The organism is Haematobacter missouriensis (assembly GCF_000740775.1).
GTDB lineage: Bacteria > Pseudomonadota > Alphaproteobacteria > Rhodobacterales > Rhodobacteraceae > Haematobacter > Haematobacter missouriensis.
In genome coordinates this window covers 183,226-200,333 of the sequence record NZ_JFGS01000003.1, presented here as the reverse complement: position 1 = coordinate 200,333, position 17,108 = coordinate 183,226, and the positions used below count along the sequence as shown (strand labels likewise).

At 65.4% G+C, this 17,108-nt stretch carries 13 protein-coding genes; 5 read left to right on the top strand and 8 right to left on the bottom strand.

Annotation, left to right across the window (positions count from 1 at the left end; all coding sequences use genetic code 11):
• Window positions 1–138: 138 nt before the first annotated feature.
• On the bottom strand, window positions 139–1,149 hold the full coding sequence (locus tag CG51_RS05015; RefSeq protein WP_035742612.1) for a YcjF family protein: 1,011 nt from the start codon (window positions 1,147–1,149) through the stop codon (window positions 139–141).
• Window positions 1,146–2,561: a YcjX family GTP-binding protein gene (locus tag CG51_RS05010; protein WP_035742609.1), complete on the bottom strand. Its 1,416-nt coding sequence runs from the start codon at window positions 2,559–2,561 to the stop codon at window positions 1,146–1,148. The genes CG51_RS05015 and CG51_RS05010 overlap by 4 nt, the downstream gene beginning before the upstream one ends.
• A gap of 95 nt (window positions 2,562–2,656) precedes the next feature.
• On the opposite strand from CG51_RS05010, the gene truA reads away from it, so the two are divergent.
• On the top strand, window positions 2,657–3,424 hold the full coding sequence (gene truA / locus CG51_RS05005) for a tRNA pseudouridine(38-40) synthase TruA (protein WP_035742943.1): 768 nt from the start codon (window positions 2,657–2,659) through the stop codon (window positions 3,422–3,424).
• Between the two features lie 54 nt (window positions 3,425–3,478).
• Here truA and CG51_RS05000 read toward each other — a convergent pair whose 3' ends face one another.
• From CG51_RS05000 to acs, 3 genes are all read right to left on the bottom strand, one after another.
• Window positions 3,479–5,260: an MFS transporter gene (locus CG51_RS05000; protein WP_233141205.1), complete on the bottom strand. Its 1,782-nt coding sequence runs from the start codon at window positions 5,258–5,260 to the stop codon at window positions 3,479–3,481.
• 159 nt (window positions 5,261–5,419) lie between these two features.
• Window positions 5,420–6,112 carry an adenylate kinase gene (locus tag CG51_RS04995; RefSeq protein WP_035742606.1) on the bottom strand — a complete coding sequence of 231 codons (693 nt, stop codon included), beginning with the start codon at window positions 6,110–6,112 and terminating at the stop codon, window positions 5,420–5,422.
• The gene (gene acs, locus CG51_RS04990; RefSeq protein ID WP_035742604.1) at window positions 6,109–8,088 is read right to left on the bottom strand and encodes an acetate--CoA ligase; all 1,980 of its coding nucleotides are present in this window, start codon (window positions 8,086–8,088) and stop codon (window positions 6,109–6,111) included. The genes CG51_RS04995 and acs overlap by 4 nt, the downstream gene beginning before the upstream one ends.
• Window positions 8,089–8,455: 367 nt before the next feature.
• Here acs and CG51_RS04985 point away from each other — a divergent pair, with 367 nt between their 5' ends.
• Window positions 8,456–8,938, top strand: a complete 483-nt coding sequence (locus CG51_RS04985; protein WP_035742602.1) for a HugZ family pyridoxamine 5'-phosphate oxidase — start codon at window positions 8,456–8,458, stop codon at window positions 8,936–8,938.
• Here CG51_RS04985 and CG51_RS04980 read toward each other — a convergent pair whose 3' ends face one another.
• Window positions 8,939–10,519, bottom strand: coding sequence for a lysine--tRNA ligase (locus CG51_RS04980; RefSeq protein ID WP_035742600.1), 1,581 nt, complete (start codon window positions 10,517–10,519; stop codon window positions 8,939–8,941).
• 265 nt (window positions 10,520–10,784) lie between these two features.
• On the opposite strand from CG51_RS04980, the gene CG51_RS04975 reads away from it, so the two are divergent.
• Window positions 10,785–11,186 (top strand): tellurite resistance TerB family protein, encoded by a 402-nt coding sequence (locus CG51_RS04975; protein WP_035742939.1) that lies wholly within the window; start codon window positions 10,785–10,787, stop codon window positions 11,184–11,186.
• 9 nt (window positions 11,187–11,195) lie between these two features.
• On the opposite strand, the gene dacB is transcribed toward CG51_RS04975, so the two are convergent.
• Window positions 11,196–12,653: a D-alanyl-D-alanine carboxypeptidase/D-alanyl-D-alanine endopeptidase gene (dacB, locus tag CG51_RS04970; protein WP_035742590.1), complete on the bottom strand. Its 1,458-nt coding sequence runs from the start codon at window positions 12,651–12,653 to the stop codon at window positions 11,196–11,198.
• Window positions 12,654–12,696: 43 nt separating this feature from the next.
• Complete coding sequence (locus CG51_RS04965; protein ID WP_051930054.1) at window positions 12,697–13,296, bottom strand: nicotinate-nucleotide adenylyltransferase; 600 nt, start codon at window positions 13,294–13,296, stop codon at window positions 12,697–12,699.
• A gap of 244 nt (window positions 13,297–13,540) precedes the next feature.
• Here CG51_RS04965 and ettA point away from each other — a divergent pair, with 244 nt between their 5' ends.
• Together ettA and CG51_RS04955 are read left to right on the top strand one after the other, a co-directional pair.
• Window positions 13,541–15,196: an energy-dependent translational throttle protein EttA gene (gene ettA, locus CG51_RS04960; RefSeq protein WP_035742587.1), complete on the top strand. Its 1,656-nt coding sequence runs from the start codon at window positions 13,541–13,543 to the stop codon at window positions 15,194–15,196.
• A gap of 308 nt (window positions 15,197–15,504) precedes the next feature.
• Complete coding sequence (locus CG51_RS04955; protein WP_035742584.1) at window positions 15,505–17,094, top strand: ABC transporter substrate-binding protein; 1,590 nt, start codon at window positions 15,505–15,507, stop codon at window positions 17,092–17,094.
• Window positions 17,095–17,108 lie beyond the last annotated feature (14 nt).

Genomic DNA, 17,108 nt, shown 5'->3' with positions numbered 1-17,108 from the left:
CGGGTCGGAAACCCATGTCCCCGGCGTCTCTGAAAGGTCAGAGAGCCGGGCCGGTAATTCGGAAATTGCGTGCCAGCGTCGCGTCCATTGGGCGCTTATAGAGCCGCTCACCGGCGTCGTCCACACCCGGCTTGCGGGTCACCTGCGGTCGAACAAGCCGGTCAGGGCGCGGCTCACGAGGTTTGCCACCTTGGGACGCGGCGCGCGGCGGAAGGGCAGCGGGCGGCAGACCTCCATCGCCGCGACGCCGACCCGCGCGGTGAGGGAGCCATTCACCACCCCCTCGCCGAAGCGGCGCGACAGCTTGGACAGAAGCCCCCCGCCGACCAGCGGCTCGATCAGATCGTCGCCCGCCGCGACCGCGCCGGTGGCAACCAGATGGGTCAGAACGGTGCGCAGCAGCCGCCAGCTCCCGAAAAAGCCGGTCCGCCCGCCGTAGATCTCTGCGATACGGCGGATCATCCTCAGGTTCGCGGCCAGCGCCGTCAGCACATCCGCCAGCGCCAGCGGGACGAAGGCGGTGACCACGGCCACCTGCCGCGCAGCGCCCTCCACCTCCCTCCGGGCGGCGATGTCGAGGGGAGCCAGCACCTCGACCTCCGCAAGATCGATGAGGCCGTCGCCGTCCAGCAGCTCCTCGCGCCGCGCGGCATACCTCTCCCGCCCCCAGCGGAGCTCCGGGCGGCCCGCGTAAAGTGCCACCACGTCATCGGCCACCTTGCGCGCCAAGGACAGATCACCCGAAGCCAGCGCCTTCTCCACCTCCACCTTCACGTGGTCGAGACGGGCGAGACGCAGATAGGCCACCCATTCCTTGCCGATGAGCAGCAGCAGCGCGAGACAGAACAGCCCCACCAGCACCAGCGCAATGGTGCCGAGCGTCGGGTTCCGCTGGATGAGGCCGGTGATGTAATCCCACGTGGCGAGCGTCACGACAAAGCCGATCAGCGCGACCAGCACCGCCCAGAAGAACTTCGCCAGGCGGGAGGGACGGCTGGAGGCCAGCACCGCCATCGTCCGCATCGCCTGCCCGGTGGGAAGATCGGCGTCCGGGTCGTCCATGATCGGCGGGGCGGAGTCGGGCGTGACCTCCGGCCGGTCATCGTCGGCATATTCGATCAGCACGCCCTTGCGCGGGGTCTCGCTCACAGCCGGTCTCCGATCAGGAACTCCGCCGCGCGGTCAAGGCGGATATGGGGCGGCCCTTCACCGGGGCGCAGATGCAGCTTGGGGGGCGCGAAGTTCATGATCTCGTAATCCGCATCCAGCCATTTCTTCACCCCCTCCCGTGCGGGGGACAGCAACCGGGCGGGGTCGTCTGGCAGCTCACCCGGATAATAGGCCGCCTGCCGCCCGGAGCCGAGCAGCGTTCCCCGCACGGCGTCCAGCATCTGGCCGCGCCAGTCGATCTGCTCCTCCACCGTCGCGCGGATGGAAGCGATGGACATGGCCGCGGTCCGGGCGCCGGAGAAATCTGCCCGGTCCCGTGCCTCCCGCACCAGAGCCTCCATGATGGCGGTGAGCCTCGGGTGCTGGGAATGGTGAAGGTGGTCCGCCTTTGTGGCGGCGAACAGGATCCGCTCCACCCGCCTGCCGCCCAGCAGGGAGGTGAGCCAGCGGTTCCGTCCGGGCCGGAAAGCGCCGAGGATGTCGGCCAGCGCCTGCCGCAGATCCTCCACCGCGGGCGGGCCGGAATGAATCGCGCCGAGCGCATCGACCAGCACCACCTGCCGGTCGATGCGGGCGAAATGGTCGCGGAAGAAGGGCTTCACCACCTCCCGCTTATAGGCATCGAACCGGCGTTCGCATTCGCGCCACAGGCTGCCCCGCGCGTGCTTCTCCGGTGGGCGGAGGGGGGCGAATGTCAGCACCGGGGAGCCGGCCATCTCTCCCGGCAGCAGGAAGCGGCCCGGCGTGCAGTCGGAAAAGCCCGCCTCCCGTGCGGCATGGAGATAGGCGGTGAAGGCTTCGGCCAGCACCTTTATCCTTGGCTCATCGAACTTCCCGTCTGCGTCGGTGTCATCAAGGAGAGCAAGGAAGGCGTGACCCTCCTCCCGCGTCTCCAGCCGCCGCAGGGTTTCCGCAGACCAGTCGGCATAGGTCTTTTCCATCAACCCAAGGTCCAGCAGCCATTCGCCGGGGTAATCCACGATGTCCAGATGCACCGTTCGGGGCCCTGACACCGCGCCCAGCAAACCCGTGGGCTGCACCCGGAAGGACAGGCGGAGCTGGGAGATGGAGCGCGTCGACTCCGGCCAGCGCGGATTGTCACCGCTCAGCGCGGCAAGATGCGATTCATAGTCGAACCGCGGGAGCGTGTCATCCGGCTGTGGCTGAAGCCATGCGGCCTTGATCGCTCCCGAAGCGGCGGGGGAGAATTGCGGCATCCGCCCGCGATCCATCAGGTTCGCCACCAGCGAGGTAATGAACACCGTCTTGCCCGAACGCGCGAGCCCAGTGACGCCCAGACGGATCACGGGTTCGAAAAACGCCTCCGACACGGTCGCGCCCAGGGTTTCGACGCTCCGCGAGACGCCATCCGCAATCCTGCCAAGAACCAACTGCCGCTCCCTTTCGCGTGTTCTGCAAACATAGGGCCGGATCGGGGCGCTGTGTAGGGCTTGCGAAACGCGCCGCTTGGGCTCACATGGCGGCCATGCCACGCTATGCTCTGAAAATCGAATATGATGGCGCGCCTTTCGCCGGGTGGCAGCGCCAGTCCGGCCAACCGTCGGTGCAGCAGGCGGTGGAAACCGCTCTCCGCCGGCTGGAGGCGGAGGCGCCGGGCATCGGCGCGGCGGGGCGGACGGATTCCGGTGTTCATGCCACAGGCCAGGTGGCCCATTGCGACCTTGCACGCGCGTGGCAGCCGTTCCGGCTGATGGAGGCGCTGAACCATCACCTGAAGCCTGCTCCCGTGGCAGTGGTGGCCGTCGCGGAGGTCGCCGGGGATTTCCATGCCCGTTTCTCCGCGCTGGAGCGGCGCTATACCTTCCGCCTAGTCTCGCGACGAGCACCCGTCACCCATGACGCGGGGCTGGTCTGGCAGGTTCGGCAGACGCTGGATGCAGAGGCGATGCGGGCTGGCGCGGCGCGTCTGGTCGGACGCCACGACTTCACCACCTTCCGCTCCACGCTCTGCCAGGCGAACTCCCCCGTCAAGACGCTGGACCAGTTCGATCTGGAAGTGCTGCCTTATCCCGGCGGCACGGAATACCGGTTCCATCTTCGCGCAAGGAGTTTCCTGCACAATCAGGTCCGTTCCATGGTGGGCACGCTGGAACGGGTGGGGGCGGGTGGCTGGACGCCGGAGGACGTGACGCGCGCGCTGGAAGCGCGGGACAGGGCCGCCTGCGGGCCGGTCTCTCCGCCGCAGGGGCTCTACCTCACCGGAGTGGAATATCCGCAGGATCCCTTCGTCTGAACGAAAAGGCGCGGCGACCGGAGCCGCCGCGCCTTCCTTCCGAACTGGCGGACCCTACTGGTAGTCGCGGTCCGAGAAGATATCCCGCTTGTGCGTGTTCGGCACGAAGATCGCCCCGATCACCACCGTCATCAGCGCCACGACGATGGCATACCACAGGCCGGAGTAGATGTTTCCGCTCTGGGCGCTGATCGCGAATGCCGTCGCCGGCAGCAAGCCCCCGAACCAGCCGTTACCAATGTGATACGGCAGCGACATGCCGGAATAACGGATGCGTGTCGGAAAGAGTTCGACCAGCGCCGCCGCGATCGGGCCATAGACCATCGTCACCAGCAGGATGAGGTAGGTCAGGATAAGCACGAGCGTGAGCTTCTGCGCCGTAAAGATGTCGAAGAAATGCGCAGCCTTTGCGACAGTCGTGTTCTCTGCGGCCGTCAGCGGATAACCCACGCCGCGCAGCGCAGTATTCACCGCCGTCTCGAACGCCTTCTTCTGTTCCGCCGCATCCGGTGCGGAGGCGTCATACGACGCGATCACCGTCCCGCCGATATCCACCGTGGCAAGCGTGTTGGCCGGCGCATCCACCGTCGAGTAGTTGACGGAGTTCTTCGCCAGCATCGCCTTTGCCACGTCGCAGGACGAGGTGAACTTGGCGGTGCCCGTCGGGTTGAACTGGAACGAGCAGTCATTGGGCGCCGCCGTCACCGTGACGGGTGTTTCCTGAGCTGCGTAGAGCGCCGGGTTCGCAGTCTTGGTGAGGTATTCAAATACCGGGAAATAGGTGATCGCCGCGATCAGGCAGCCGCCCAGGATAATCGGCTTGCGCCCGATACGGTCGGAGAGCGACCCGAAGAACACGAAGCCCGCGGTGCCCAGGATCAGAGACCAGGCCACCAGCACGTTGGAGGTGAAGGTATCCACCTTGACCACGTTGTTGATGAAGAACAGGGCGTAGAACTGTCCCGAATACCACACAACCGCCTGACCCGCCGTCAGCCCCAGCAGCGCGATCAGCGCGACCTTGCCGTTCTTCCAGTTGCCGAAAGCCTCGCGCATCGGGGCCTTGGAGGCGCGGCCTTCCTCCTTCATCTTCTTGAAGGCCGGGCTTTCTTCCATCTGGAGCCGGATATAGAGCGAGATGCCCAACAGCAGGATGGAGGCAAGGAACGGGACCCGCCAGCCCCAGGCCCGGAACGGGTCGAGCATGACCTGCACGCCGTCGGCGTTCAGGACGGGCTGGCCGTTCATCACTTGCGGCACGGTGGCGAAGTTGTTGTTCACGATGCTCTGGGTGATCAGGATCACGATCAGCGACAGCAGCAGGCCAAGCGTCGCGGTCGTCTGAATCCAGCTCGTGTAGAAGCCCCTGCGCCCCTGCGGCGCGTGTTCGGCCACATAGACGGCCGCCCCCCCATATTCGCCGCCAAGCGCGAGACCCTGAAGCATGCGAAGCGCAATGAGGATGATCGGTGCAGCCGCGCCGATCGACTCATAGCCCGGCAAGATCCCCACGATGAAGGTCGAAATCCCCATGATGAGGATCGTCATCAGGAAGGTGTATTTCCGCCCGATCATGTCTCCGAGCGAGCCGAAGACCAGCGCCCCGAAAGGTCGCACGATGAAGCCCGCCGCAAAGGCCAGCAGCGCGAACACGTTCCGCGTCGCCTCCGGGAAGGCGGAAAAGAACTGTGCCCCGATGATCGCCGCCAGCGACCCGTAAAGATAGAAGTCGTACCATTCGAAGATCGTCCCGGCGGAAGAAGCCAGAATGACCTTCTTCTCCTCCCGCGTCATGGGACGGGCGCGCTCGCGCACCGTGGTATCTGCCATCGCCATCTGTATCCTCCTCCGTGGCATGCAGAATTCATCGGAGACATGCGTCCCCAGACCATCGCGGCGCTGCCGCGACGGGGAGATCCCTGTCCCTTCTTGCTCATCAGGTTGCCGGCGAAACCGCCACCCTCCGGCCCCTCCTCCGGGCCGAAGGCCTTCCCGTCAGGCCGATACGCGCTCCACGATGCCGACGAGGCTCTCCGCGACATCCCCGATCTGGGCCATCGCGTCGATGTGCTCAAGCACGTCCCGGCGGTCGTAATAGGCGATCAGCGGTGCCGTCTGCGCGTGGTAGGCGGCAAGCCGCGCGGCCACGGTTTCGGCACGGTCGTCGGCGCGGCGCTTGAAATCTCCGCTGCCGCATTTGTCGCAAGTCCCGGCCACGGCCGGGGTCTTGAAGCTGTCATGATAGCCTTCGCCGCAACCGGCGCAGGTGTAGCGTCCCGCGACGCGCTCCACCATCGCGGCGTCATCGACATCGAGCGCCACCACGGCGTCGATCCGCTGCCCCCGCTCCGCCAGCAGCGCATCCAGCGCAGCGGCCTGCCCCTCCGTCCGGGGGAAGCCGTCGAGGATGACCCCCCGCGTCACATCCGGCGCCGAGAGGCGTTCGTTCAGCACGGAGAGGACGATCTCGTCGGAAACGAGGCCGCCCGCTTCCATCACCGCCTGCGCGGCGCGGCCTGCCTCCGTCCCCGCGGCGACCGCGGCGCGCAGCATGTCGCCCGTGGAAAGCTGGACGAGGCCGAAACGCTCCTCCAGCATCCGGGCCTGTGTTCCCTTCCCCGCACCGGGAGGCCCCAGCAGGATGAGGACGGGCGGGGCAACGGGGCGTGGCGCGGTGTCCACGGTCATCCCTTGTTGGCGCGGTTGGCAATGAGGTCGTCCACCACCCCCGGATCGGCAAGGGTGGAGGTGTCTCCGAGGCTTCCGGTGTCGTTCTCGGCGATCTTGCGGAGAATGCGGCGCATGATCTTGCCCGAGCGCGTCTTGGGAAGGCCGGGTGACCACTGGATCACGTCGGGGCTGGCGATCGGGCCGATTTCGGTGCGCACGAACTGAATGAGCTTCTTGCGCAGGTCATCCGTCGCCTCGACCCCGTTCATCAGGGTGACATAGGCATAGATGCCCTGCCCCTTGATCTCATGCGGGTAGCCGACCACGGCGGCTTCTGCGACGTCGGGATGCGCGACGAGCGCACTTTCGACCTCCGCCGTGCCCATGCGGTGACCGGAGACATTGAGAACGTCATCCACCCGGCCCGTGACCCAGTAATAACCGTCGGCATCCCTCCGGCAACCGTCGCCCGAGAAATAATAGCCTTTGTATTGCTGGAAATACGTCTCCTGGAACCGCTCGTGATCACCATAGACGGTGCGCATCTGTCCGGGCCAGCTGTCGGCGATGCAAAGCACGCCCTCACACTCCACCCGGTCGATTTCCTTGCCGCTTTCAGGCTCCAGCACCACCGCCTTCACGCCGAAGAACGGTTTGGTCGCGGAACCGGGCTTCGTCGGGATCGCCCCGGGGATCGGGGTGATGAGATGGCCGCCGGTTTCCGTCTGCCACCAGGTATCGACGATGGGAAGCGCGCCCTTGCCCACGTGCTTGTCGTACCAGTGCCAAGCCTCCGGGTTGATGGGCTCGCCAACAGTGCCAAGCAACTTGAGAGAGGAGAGATCGTATTTCTCCACCCATTCCGGCCCCTGCCCCATCAGCGCGCGGATCGCCGTCGGCGCGGTATAGAACTGGCTTACCTTGTGCTTTTCGCAGACGGCCCAGAAGCGCCCCGCATCGGGATAGGTGGGAACGCCCTCGAACATCACCGTGGTCGCGCCATTGGCAAGCGGTCCGTAGAGGATGTAGCTGTGCCCGGTGACCCAGCCTACATCGGCCGTGCACCAGAACACGTCCCCCTCGTGATAGTCGAAGGTCACCTCATGGGTGATCGCCGCATAGACGAGATAGCCGCCCGTGGTGTGCACGACACCCTTCGGCTTGCCCGTGGAACCGGAGGTATAGAGGATGAACAGAGGATCCTCCGCCCCCATCGGCCGCGGCGGGCAGTCGGGGCTGGCGTGTTCCATCAGCGCCTTCACGTCCACGTCCCGGCCGTCCATCCATGTCGTCTGATCGCCCGTATGCTTGACGACCATGCAGCGCACCCGGTCGGAGCAATGGAGCAGCGCCATGTCGGCGTTGGATTTCAGGTTCGTCCGCTTGCCGCCGCGGGGGGCGGTATCGGCGGTGATGACCACCTTCGCGCCGGAATCGTTGATCCGGTTGGCAAGAGCGTCCGGAGAAAAGCCGGCGAAAACCACCGAATGCACCGCCCCGATCCGCGCGCAGGCGAGCATCGCATAGGCGGCCTCCGGGATCATCGGCAGGTAGATGACCACGCGGTCGCCCCGCATCACGCCCTGGCTCAGCAGCACGTTGGCGAAGCGGTTCACCTTTTCGGACAGTTCCTTGTAGGTGATGTGCAGCGCGGGCTGGTTCGGATCGTCCGGCTCCCAGATGATCGCCGTCTGGTGACCGCGCGTAGCGAGATGCCGGTCGATGCAGTTGACAGAGGCGTTGAGCACCCCGTCTTCATACCACTTGATAGACACCTTACCGAAGGTGAAGTCGGTGTTCTTCACCTTGGTATAGGGCTCGATCCAGTCGATCCGCTTGCCCTCCCGACCCCAGAAGGCATCGGGATCTTCGATGGACTCGCGATAAAGTTCCTCATATTTCTCGGGGGTCACATGGGATTGCGCCACGAAATCCGCCGACGGGACATGAGTCTCCGATTCCTGCGCATGCTGCGCCTTTGTCTGAGCCGACATTGTTCCTCCTCAGGCTCGCGCGTCCACCGGCTTTCGCCAGCCCCTCCGGACCTCGCCAATCACAGGAGTGTAATCCCAAGTAAACGAACGCGTAAACCCTTTTTATAGCGCGAAAATTCTGTAAATTTCTTCACGATGAAAACGGATTTCTGTAAATCCTCTGCATCGCGGCATGAATTTTCCACATCAATTCAGTATTATGAATGTTCATTTCCGCCGGATGCCGCTGTCCCGCAGAAAACCGAAGCGCGGCGACTTGCGCAGAAGCGGGAGCGCGCGGATAACGACACGAGTCGCGCCAGCCCACCGGCAAGCCCAGACAGGCGAACGCCCCATGCGAGAACGGGCCCGGCGAGAGGGAAACGATATGGTCGAAGCGAAGGATGTCCTGCGCCCCACCGATGACGACGCACGCGCGCTGGCGCGCGGCCTGATGGACGCGGCGCGGTTCGCCGCGCTCGCCGTGGTGACGGAGGAAGGTCCGCAGGTGAGCCGGGTCGCGCTCGCCACCACGCCTGAGGGCCTGCCGGTAAGCCTCGTCTCCGGTCTGGCTCTCCATACGCGCGCCTTGGCGGCTGACCCGCGCGCTGGCCTGCTCATCGGCGAGCCGGGGCAGAAGGGTGACCCGCTTACCCATCCGCGCCTCTCACTCTCCGCCACCGCCCGGTTCATCGCCCGCGGGGCTGCGGAGCACGAGGCCCTCCGGGCGCATTGGATGGCATTGCGCCCCAAGTCGACGCTCTATGTCGATCTGCCGGATTTCCGCTTCGTGGTGTTCACCCCGACGGGCGCCTCGCTCAATGGTGGCTTCGGCCGTGCCTTCCGGCTGACGGCCGAAGACCTGAGGTGATCAGGCGGCCAGTTCGCCCGCCAGCGCCCTGTCGATCAGGGCGATCGTCTCATGGATGCCATAGAGCGCTATGAACCCGCCGAAGCGCGGGCCCTGACCTTGTCCCAGCAGCACTTCGTAGAGCGTGGAGAACCAGCTCCGCAACGGCTCGAACCCGTGTTCGGTGCCCACCGCAAAGACCATGGTCTGCAACGCTTCCGCATCCTGACCGCTCTCCCAAGTCGAGAGACGGCGGCGCAGATCTTCCAGCGCGGCAACTTCCTTGCCTTCGGCGCGGCGGAAAACCAGCGTCGGCTTCACGAAGTCGCGGAAATAGCGCACGGCATATTCCGCCGCCGCGTCCAGATCAGGGTTCTTTTCCGGCGTGGCGTCCGGCGCGTAGCGGCGGATGAACCCCCACAGCCCGGACTTGTCGCTTGCCCCGGCCACGGAGGCGAGGTTCAGCAGCATCGAATAGGAAACCAACATATGGCTTTCGGGCGGGGTGCCGCCGTGAATGTGCCAGACGGGGTTGTCCACCTGCTTGGCCACATCCTGCCCCGGATAGGCGCGCAGCTGCTGGTGATATTCGTCCATCGCCTTCGGGATCACATCGAAGGACATCCGCTTCGCCGTTTTCGGCTTCTGATACATGAAATAGCTGAGGCTCTCCGTCGAGGCGTAGGTCAGCCATTCGTCGATGGTCAGGCCGTTGCCCTTGGATTTGGAGATTTTCTCGCCATTGATGTCGAGAAACAGTTCATAGGTGAAATGTTCCGGCTTGCGACCGCCGAGAATCTCGCAGATCGAATCATAGATCGGCGTGTTGGTGGAGTGGTCTTTGCCATACATCTCGAAGTCCACGCCCAAGGCGGCCCAGCGGGCGCCGAAGTCCGGCTTCCACTGCAGCTTCACATTGCCCCCCGTGACGGGCAGGGTCATCTCCTCGCCGTCCTCGTCGTCGAAGGTGATGGTGCCGTCCTTGGCGTTCACCTCCTTCAGTGGCACGTAGAGCACGCGGCCCGTCTTGGGACTGATCGGCAGGAAGATGGAATAGGTCTGCTGGCGTTCTTCCCGCAGGCTGGCCAGCATGACCTTCATCAAGGCATCGTAACGCTCCACCGCACGCAGGAGCGTCGCGTCGAATTGCCCCGATTTGTAGAATTCGGTGGCCGAAATGAACTCATATTCGAACCCGAAGGTGTCGAGAAACCGGCGCAGCATCGCATTGTTATGAGCGCCGAAGGAAGGAAACTCCTCGAACGGGTCGGGCACCTCTGTCAGGGGGCGCTGAAGGTTGCGCTGGAGCATCTCCCGGTTGGGCACATTCTCGGGCACCTTGCGCATGCCGTCCATGTCGTCCGAAAAGCAGATGAGCCGCGTCGGAATGTCGGAGATCACCTCGAAGGCCCGGCGGATCATGGTGGTCCGTGCGACCTCTCCGAAGGTGCCGATATGCGGCAGGCCGGAGGGGCCGTAGCCCGTCTCGAACAGCACGTAGCCCTTTTCCGGCGGCGCCTTCTCATAACGCTTCAGCAGGCGGCGGGCCTCTTCGAAGGGCCAGGCCTTTGAGGTCATCGCGGCGTCTCTGAGGGCGCTCATGGGATCGTTCCTTTCGGACAGAAGGGTGGTGCCATGGCCACGCGGGCGGTCGCCCGAATCGCGGCGCAGGCGCCTGGGTCAAATGCTGCCCCGCAGGCTTTCCCGCAGGGGAAAGACCCTAATGTCGCGTCACCGCGCTCCGGTCAAGCACCCCTTGGCGTTGCGCCTCCGCCTCTTGCCGGACAGAAGCCGTCTCTCTAAGCAGTGCGAAACCCGAATCGAGGAAGGCACCTCCGTGGCTACCAAGACCGAGAACGACGCCGGAATGACACCACAGGACTGCCTCGTCGCGGTCATGGTCGCCGTCTCCGCCTCCGATCAGCAGATGCCGACATCGGAACTGCTGGCCATCGAGGATATCGTGGGCCATCTACCGGTGTTCGCGAATTACGACCCGGACCGCATCGGCTTCGTTTCCGGCCTGGTGCTCGACCTGTTCGAGGAGGAGGACGGGCTGGACGCGTTCTTCGGCCTGATCCGCCGCTTCCTGCCCGAGCGCCTGCGCGAGACGGCCTATGCGCTCGCCTGCGATGTGGCCGCGACCGACGGCGCCACGCGGCAGACGGAACTGCGGCTGCTGCAGGAGATGCGCCACGAGCTGGATATCGACCGGCTCCATGCCGCTGCCATCGAATACGGGGCGCGCGCGCGCTACCGGCACCTCTGACAGAGCGGTTCAGGTGCTGACCGCGATCCAGCGGGCGAGCAGTTCCTGCTGAAACCGGCGGGCGCGGGAGGTCCATTCCAGCGCGCCCGGCGGATTTTCCCGCTCCTGCCGGGAGAGGGCGCGGCGGCGGTCAAGATCCCCCATGAACATCGCAAAGACCAGCGGCCGGCCCGGTGTCAGGATATAGCCCGCAAGACCGGAGGCGAAGTTCAGCGTCCCGGTCTTGGCCCGCACCTCCACCGGCTGCGTCCCGCGGCCGAAGCCCGCCGGCAGGTCGTAGCGGCGCAGCAGCGTCGGCAGCACGCCGCCACCCGAGAGCACCCGGACCATGGCAGCCGCCGTCACGCGCGACTCTCCGCCCAGGCCCGAGTGATCCACCAGGTCTATCCCCGCGGCGCCGAACCGGGCCGCCGCCCAGGCCGACATCTCGCTTGCGGAGCTGGCGAGCGAGCCGGCCCTTCCCCCGCGCGCCAGCGTGGTGGTCAGACCAAGAGTCTCCGCCGTCAGGTTGTTGGAGAATTTGAGCATGTCGGCAGCGACGGCGGCGAGATCGTCGCTCGAATGCGTGACGAGCGCCGTGCCCTTGGCCACACCTGCGAGAGGGGTGGGCGGACCGAGCGTGATGCCCCTTTGCGCGGCCAGCGCGCGAAATGCCTCGCCCGCATAGGCGGCGGAGGAGCGGACAGGCAGCCACCGGCTTCCCTTCGCGTTCAGCGCGCGTGCCGCGACCGTCCAGTCGTCCGTGCCCTTGCCGCCGCTGAACGTGAACAGCGGTGTGTCGCGGTCGTCCAGACGCATCCGGGCCATCCTGACCTCCGGGCGGAAGCGGTCTCCCGTGGCCTCCATCCGGGTGGTGATGCCGCCACCCTGCCGCTGCCAGAAGAACTGGACACGATTGAAGTTCAGATCGAGCCCCGAAACGGCGGGATTGTAGCCGACATGCGCGGGCTGGGCCGGGTCGATCTGCTCCATATAGGGCAGCGCACCCGCCCAGGTGAGGAACCTGCCCTTCACCCCGCGAACACCCTGCTGGCGCAGCGCCTCCGCCATATCTCCCAGATCATCGCTGGAGAGCATGGGATCCCCGCCCCCGGCGAGGATGAGGTCGCCCTGCACCACCCCGTCGCGAATCGGCCCGGTGACGAGCAGACGCGTGGTGAAACGATGAGCGGAGCCAAGCGTCTCCCATGCGTAAAGCGTCGTGATCGTCTTGGCCACACTCGCAGGCGGAAGGGAGGCGTTCGGGTCGCGGGCGTCCAGCACCTCCCCCGTCGCCGGATCGACCAGCAGGAAAGAGACCTCGGCCCCCAACCGCGCGCGGGCCAGCAGCGCGTCGAGATCGTCAGGCCCCGGCCGTGACGGCGGGCGGGCCGCCGTATCCGGCGCGCGGGCACAGGCCGCCCCGGCGGGAGCGGCGAGCAGAAGCGCCAGCAGGGAACGGCGGCTGAGAGACGGAGAACGGTTCATCCGCGGGAGTTAAATGCAGCGCCGTGCATCCCGCAAGCTCCTCTCACCGCCGCCACTCCCCGCGCGCACGAATCTGTGACGAGGAGATCGGCCGCATCGGAATGTCGAGGAAACACCATGCGGGCGGATGGGTCCGCGCCAGACGCCCGGCTTCCGAGGGCGGAATGCGGAACCCCGCGTAGCGGTTGGCCGCCCGTGAGGTGCGCGCCGCGATTCCGCTGCCGGGCCGCGCAAAGACCCCGATCGGAACATGCTCCATGATCCAGCGCCAGTTTTCCCAGCGGTGAAAGGTGGCGAGATTGTCGGCCCCCATCAGCCAGACGAAATCCACGCCGGGATAGATCGCCTGCATCCGCTTCAGCGTCTCCGCCGTATAGCGGGTGCCGAGCCGCGCCTCGATATCGGTGACAACGACGCGGGGATGGTGCATGACGCGCCCCGCCTCCTCCATGCGCCGATGCAGCGGGGCCGGCCCTTCCCGCTTCAGCGGATTGCCGGGGGAGACCAGCCACCACACCTTGTCCAGCCGGAACCGCTTCAGCGCCTCCAGAGTGATATGGACATGACCCGCGTGCGGCGGGTCGAAGGAACCACCGAGCAAGCCGATCTTCTGCCCTGGGCGGGCATGGGGAAAGCCATACATGGACAAACGGAGGTCTCCGCTGGACGCATCGCCTCCTAGCAGCCTTCTCCCGCACAATCCACAAGCGGCGTCACATGGCCGACACATGCGCCCCGATGGCGACAGTCGGCCCGCACCGGCGGGCGATCGTTTCGGTTTTCATCCCGTGCGGCAGCGGTTTCCCCGCGTTCCGCCCCTGCTCCGCGATTGTCCTTTGCCCGCTTCTCCCCTAGATGGGGGGCAAAGCGCCACGAAGGGAACGGAAATGGCTTCATACCAGTATGTGTATCACATGGATGGCGTCTCCAAGGCCTATCCGGGTGGCAAGAAGGTCTTCGAGAATATCCGCCTGAACTTCCTGCCGGGGGTCAAGATCGGCGTGGTCGGCGTGAACGGCGCGGGGAAGTCATCGCTGCTGCGCGTCATGGCTGGGATCGACAAGGACTTCACCGGAGAGGCCTGGGCCGCCAAGGGCGCGCGCGTGGGCTATCTCCCGCAGGAGCCGCAGCTTGACGAGCAGCTGAACGTCCGCGGCAACGTGATGGAAGGCGTGAAATCCAAACAGGCCATCCTCGACCGCTACAACGACCTCGCCATGAACTACTCCGACGAGACGGCGGAGGAGATGGCGGAGCTGCAGGACCTCATCGACAGCCAGAACCTCTGGGATCTGGACAGCCAGGTGGATGTGGCGATGGAAGCGCTGCGCTGCCCGCCGGACGATGCCGATGTCAGCACCCTCTCGGGCGGGGAGCGGCGGCGCGTCGCGCTGTGCAAGCTGCTGCTTGAAGCCCCCGACATGTTGCTGCTGGACGAACCGACCAACCACCTCGATGCGGAAACCATCGCCTGGCTGCAGAAGCACCTGATCGAATACAAGGGCACGATCCTCTGCGTGACCCACGACCGCTACTTCCTGGACGATATCACCTCCTGGATTCTGGAGCTGGAGCGCGGGCGCGGCATTCCCTACGAGGGCAACTACTCCAACTGGCTTGAGCAGAAGGCCAAGCGGATGGAGCAGGAGGCCCGGGAGGACAAGGCCAAGCAGAAGGTTCTGGAGAAGGAACTGGAGTGGATCCGCGCGGGCGCCAAGGCGCGTCAGGCAAAATCCAAGGCCCGTATCTCCGCCTATGACAAGCTGGTGGAGGAATCGGTCAAGGACCGGGTGGGCAAGGCCCAGATCGTCATCCCGAACGGCCCGCGTCTGGGCGGCAAGGTGATCGAGGTCGAGGGGCTGAAGAAGGCGATGGGCGACAAGCTCCTCATCGAGAACCTGTCCTTCACCCTGCCGCCGGGTGGCATCATTGGTGTGATTGGCCCGAACGGCGCGGGGAAATCCACGCTGTTCAAGATGCTGACGGGCAACGAGTCCCCGGACGAGGGCACCGTCACCATAGGCGACACCGTGAAGATGTCCTATGTGGACCAGTCCCGCGACGCGCTCGACCCCGAGAAGAACGTTTGGGAGGAGATCTCCGGTGGGGCCGAGCTGATCCATCTGGGCGACGCGACGATCAGCAGCCGGAACTATGTCGGCGCCTTCAACTTCAAGGGCGCGGACCAGCAGAAGAAGGTGGGACTGCTCTCGGGTGGCGAACGCAACCGCGTCCATATGGCGAAGCTGCTGAAATCCGGTGGCAACCTGCTGCTGCTCGACGAACCGACCAACGATCTGGACGTGGAGACGCTTCAGGCGCTGGAGGCGGCGATCGAGGAATTCGCGGGCTGCGCCGTCATCATCAGCCACGACCGCTTCTTCCTCGACCGGCTCTGCACCCATATCCTCGCTTTCGAGGGGGATGCTCACGTGGAATTCTTCGAGGGCAACTTCGAGGATTACGAGGCAGACAAGGTCCGCCGCCTCGGCCCGGACGCGGCGGAGCCGAAGCGTGTCAAGTACAAGAAGTTCAGCCGCTGACGGCGAAACGCGAAAGGCGCTGGGTCATCCCCGCGCCTTTTTCATATCCGGCTTTCATGCCGGGTTCCGCTTCTCCCCCGCCAGAGGCTTCGGCGAAACGAAGGCGCGCGAATGGCCGGGAGAGCCCCCCTCGCGTTCCGGAGCTTTCCAAATGCAAGAACTTTCCCGATCCCCAACATCGAGGGGGCCAGGACGCCCGACCTTCTAGCTGAACTGGTCCTCGCGACCGAAATCTGACGACATCGCAGACGAAATCGAGCAGCAGCTCGACAATGCCCGGGCCGGGCTGTCCATCCGAGGAAAGATACATGGACCGACGCCATTTCCTTGCCACGCTCGCCATGGGAACGGGTGCTGCCGTTCTGCCCGCCAAATGGGCTATGACGCAGGACCGCGGGCAGGATCTCCGCGTCCTGTCCGAAGGTGCACCCAATGCCTTCGACAGCTTTTCCCCCGGGGTGAACCGGAACGCGCTACAGATCACCTGGAACGTCTATGACCGGCTGCTGACCTTCGGTTACAAGCCGCAGCCCGACGGTTTCGCGAGCTTCGACTATTACGACATCCGGCCCGAACTGGCGGAAAGCTACGAGGTGTCCGCAGACGGGCGGCAGATCCTGTTCCGGCTACGGCCCGACGCCACCTTCCACGACGGAGCGCCCGTCACCGCCGAGGATGTGAAATTCTCGCTCGACCGCGTTCTGGCCAGCCCGATCGGAAGGTCGCAATTCGCCACCGGCTCCCTGACCGATCCCGCGCAATTCGTGGTGGTGGACAGCCACACCTTCCGCATCGACCTGCCGCAGCCGGACCGGCTGGCGCTGCCGAACCTCGCCCTCACCTATCCGATCATCGTCAACTCCGCCCTCGCCCGGCAGCACGCGACGGAGGCCGATCCCTTCGCCTCCGAATGGCTGCGCATGAACCCGGCGGGGGGCGGCGCCTTCCGCGTCGCGGATTCCGCTCTGGGCGAACGCGTGCTTTTCGAGCGTTTCGAGGGCTGGAAAAGCGGCCCGCTCCCCGGAATCCGCCGCGTGCTGTGGCAGACGGTGCCACAGCCCGAGACCCGCCTCGCCGCGCTCCGCAAGGGGGATGCGGATATCGTGCAGGACATCCCCGCCCCCGACGTGGCCCGCCTTCAGGAGGAGCCGGAGCTGAAGGTTGCGGGCATGCCTACTGCCGCCTTCCAGTTCATCGGCATGAACGGCGGCATCGCTCCCTTCGACGATGTGCGCGTCCGGCAGGCCATCGCCCATGCCCTGCCCTATGAGGAGATGTTCCGCACCGCCCTCTTCAACCGGGGGGCCCCGCTGTTCGGCCCCGCGCCGGAGGGCGACCTGTCCTTCCCGCAGCCGCTCGGCACGGTGACGGACCCGGAGCGGGCAAAGGCACTGCTGGAGGAGGCAGGGCTGGAGGACGGGTTCGAGACGACCTTCTCCTACGATCTTTCGCAGGCGAGCGTGGCGGAGCCCGTAGCGCTGCTGCTGCAGGACGCGCTCGGCAAGATCGGTATCCGCGTCACCATCCAGAAGGTGCCCTCAGGGCAGCTCGGCTCGCTGTTGCAGGAGAAGAAGGTCCCCTTCTACTTTGAAGCCTCCATCGCCTTCCTGCGCGACCCGGACTATTTCTTCCGCATCTTCTACACCGGGACCACGCGGTGGAACTTCGGCAACTACCAGAATGCGGAATTCGCGGAGCTGGTGGAAAAGGCGCGGTTCGAAACCGACAGGGCAACCTATGAGGCTGATGTGGCCCGTATGATCCAGATGGTGAAGGAAGACATGCCGATCATCCTGCTGTGGCACCCGACACTGGATGTCGCGATGCGCCGGGATGTGGAGGGCTACAGCTTCATCTTCCACCGGATGCTGGAGCTGCGCACCTTGTCGCGGGACTAGGAGAATTTCGCGGC

Bases quoted from the DNA above. Each gene is read 5' to 3' on its own strand.
- truA (WP_035742943.1), top strand. From the start codon at position 2,657: ATGCCACGCTATGCTCTGAAAATCGAATATGATGGCGCGCCTTTCGCC.
- CG51_RS05000 (WP_233141205.1), bottom strand. From the start codon at position 5,260: ATGGCGATGGCAGATACCACGGTGCGCGAGCGCGCCCGTCCCATGACG.
- CG51_RS04995 (WP_035742606.1), bottom strand. From the start codon at position 6,112: ATGACCGTGGACACCGCGCCACGCCCCGTTGCCCCGCCCGTCCTCATC.
- acs (WP_035742604.1), bottom strand. From the start codon at position 8,088: ATGTCGGCTCAGACAAAGGCGCAGCATGCGCAGGAATCGGAGACTCAT.
- CG51_RS04985 (WP_035742602.1), top strand. From the start codon at position 8,456: ATGGTCGAAGCGAAGGATGTCCTGCGCCCCACCGATGACGACGCACGC.
- CG51_RS04980 (WP_035742600.1), bottom strand. From the start codon at position 10,519: ATGAGCGCCCTCAGAGACGCCGCGATGACCTCAAAGGCCTGGCCCTTC.
- CG51_RS04975 (WP_035742939.1), top strand. From the start codon at position 10,785: ATGACACCACAGGACTGCCTCGTCGCGGTCATGGTCGCCGTCTCCGCC.
- dacB (WP_035742590.1), bottom strand. From the start codon at position 12,653: ATGAACCGTTCTCCGTCTCTCAGCCGCCGTTCCCTGCTGGCGCTTCTG.
- CG51_RS04965 (WP_051930054.1), bottom strand. From the start codon at position 13,296: ATGTATGGCTTTCCCCATGCCCGCCCAGGGCAGAAGATCGGCTTGCTC.
- ettA (WP_035742587.1), top strand. From the start codon at position 13,541: ATGGCTTCATACCAGTATGTGTATCACATGGATGGCGTCTCCAAGGCC.
- CG51_RS04955 (WP_035742584.1), top strand. From the start codon at position 15,505: ATGGACCGACGCCATTTCCTTGCCACGCTCGCCATGGGAACGGGTGCT.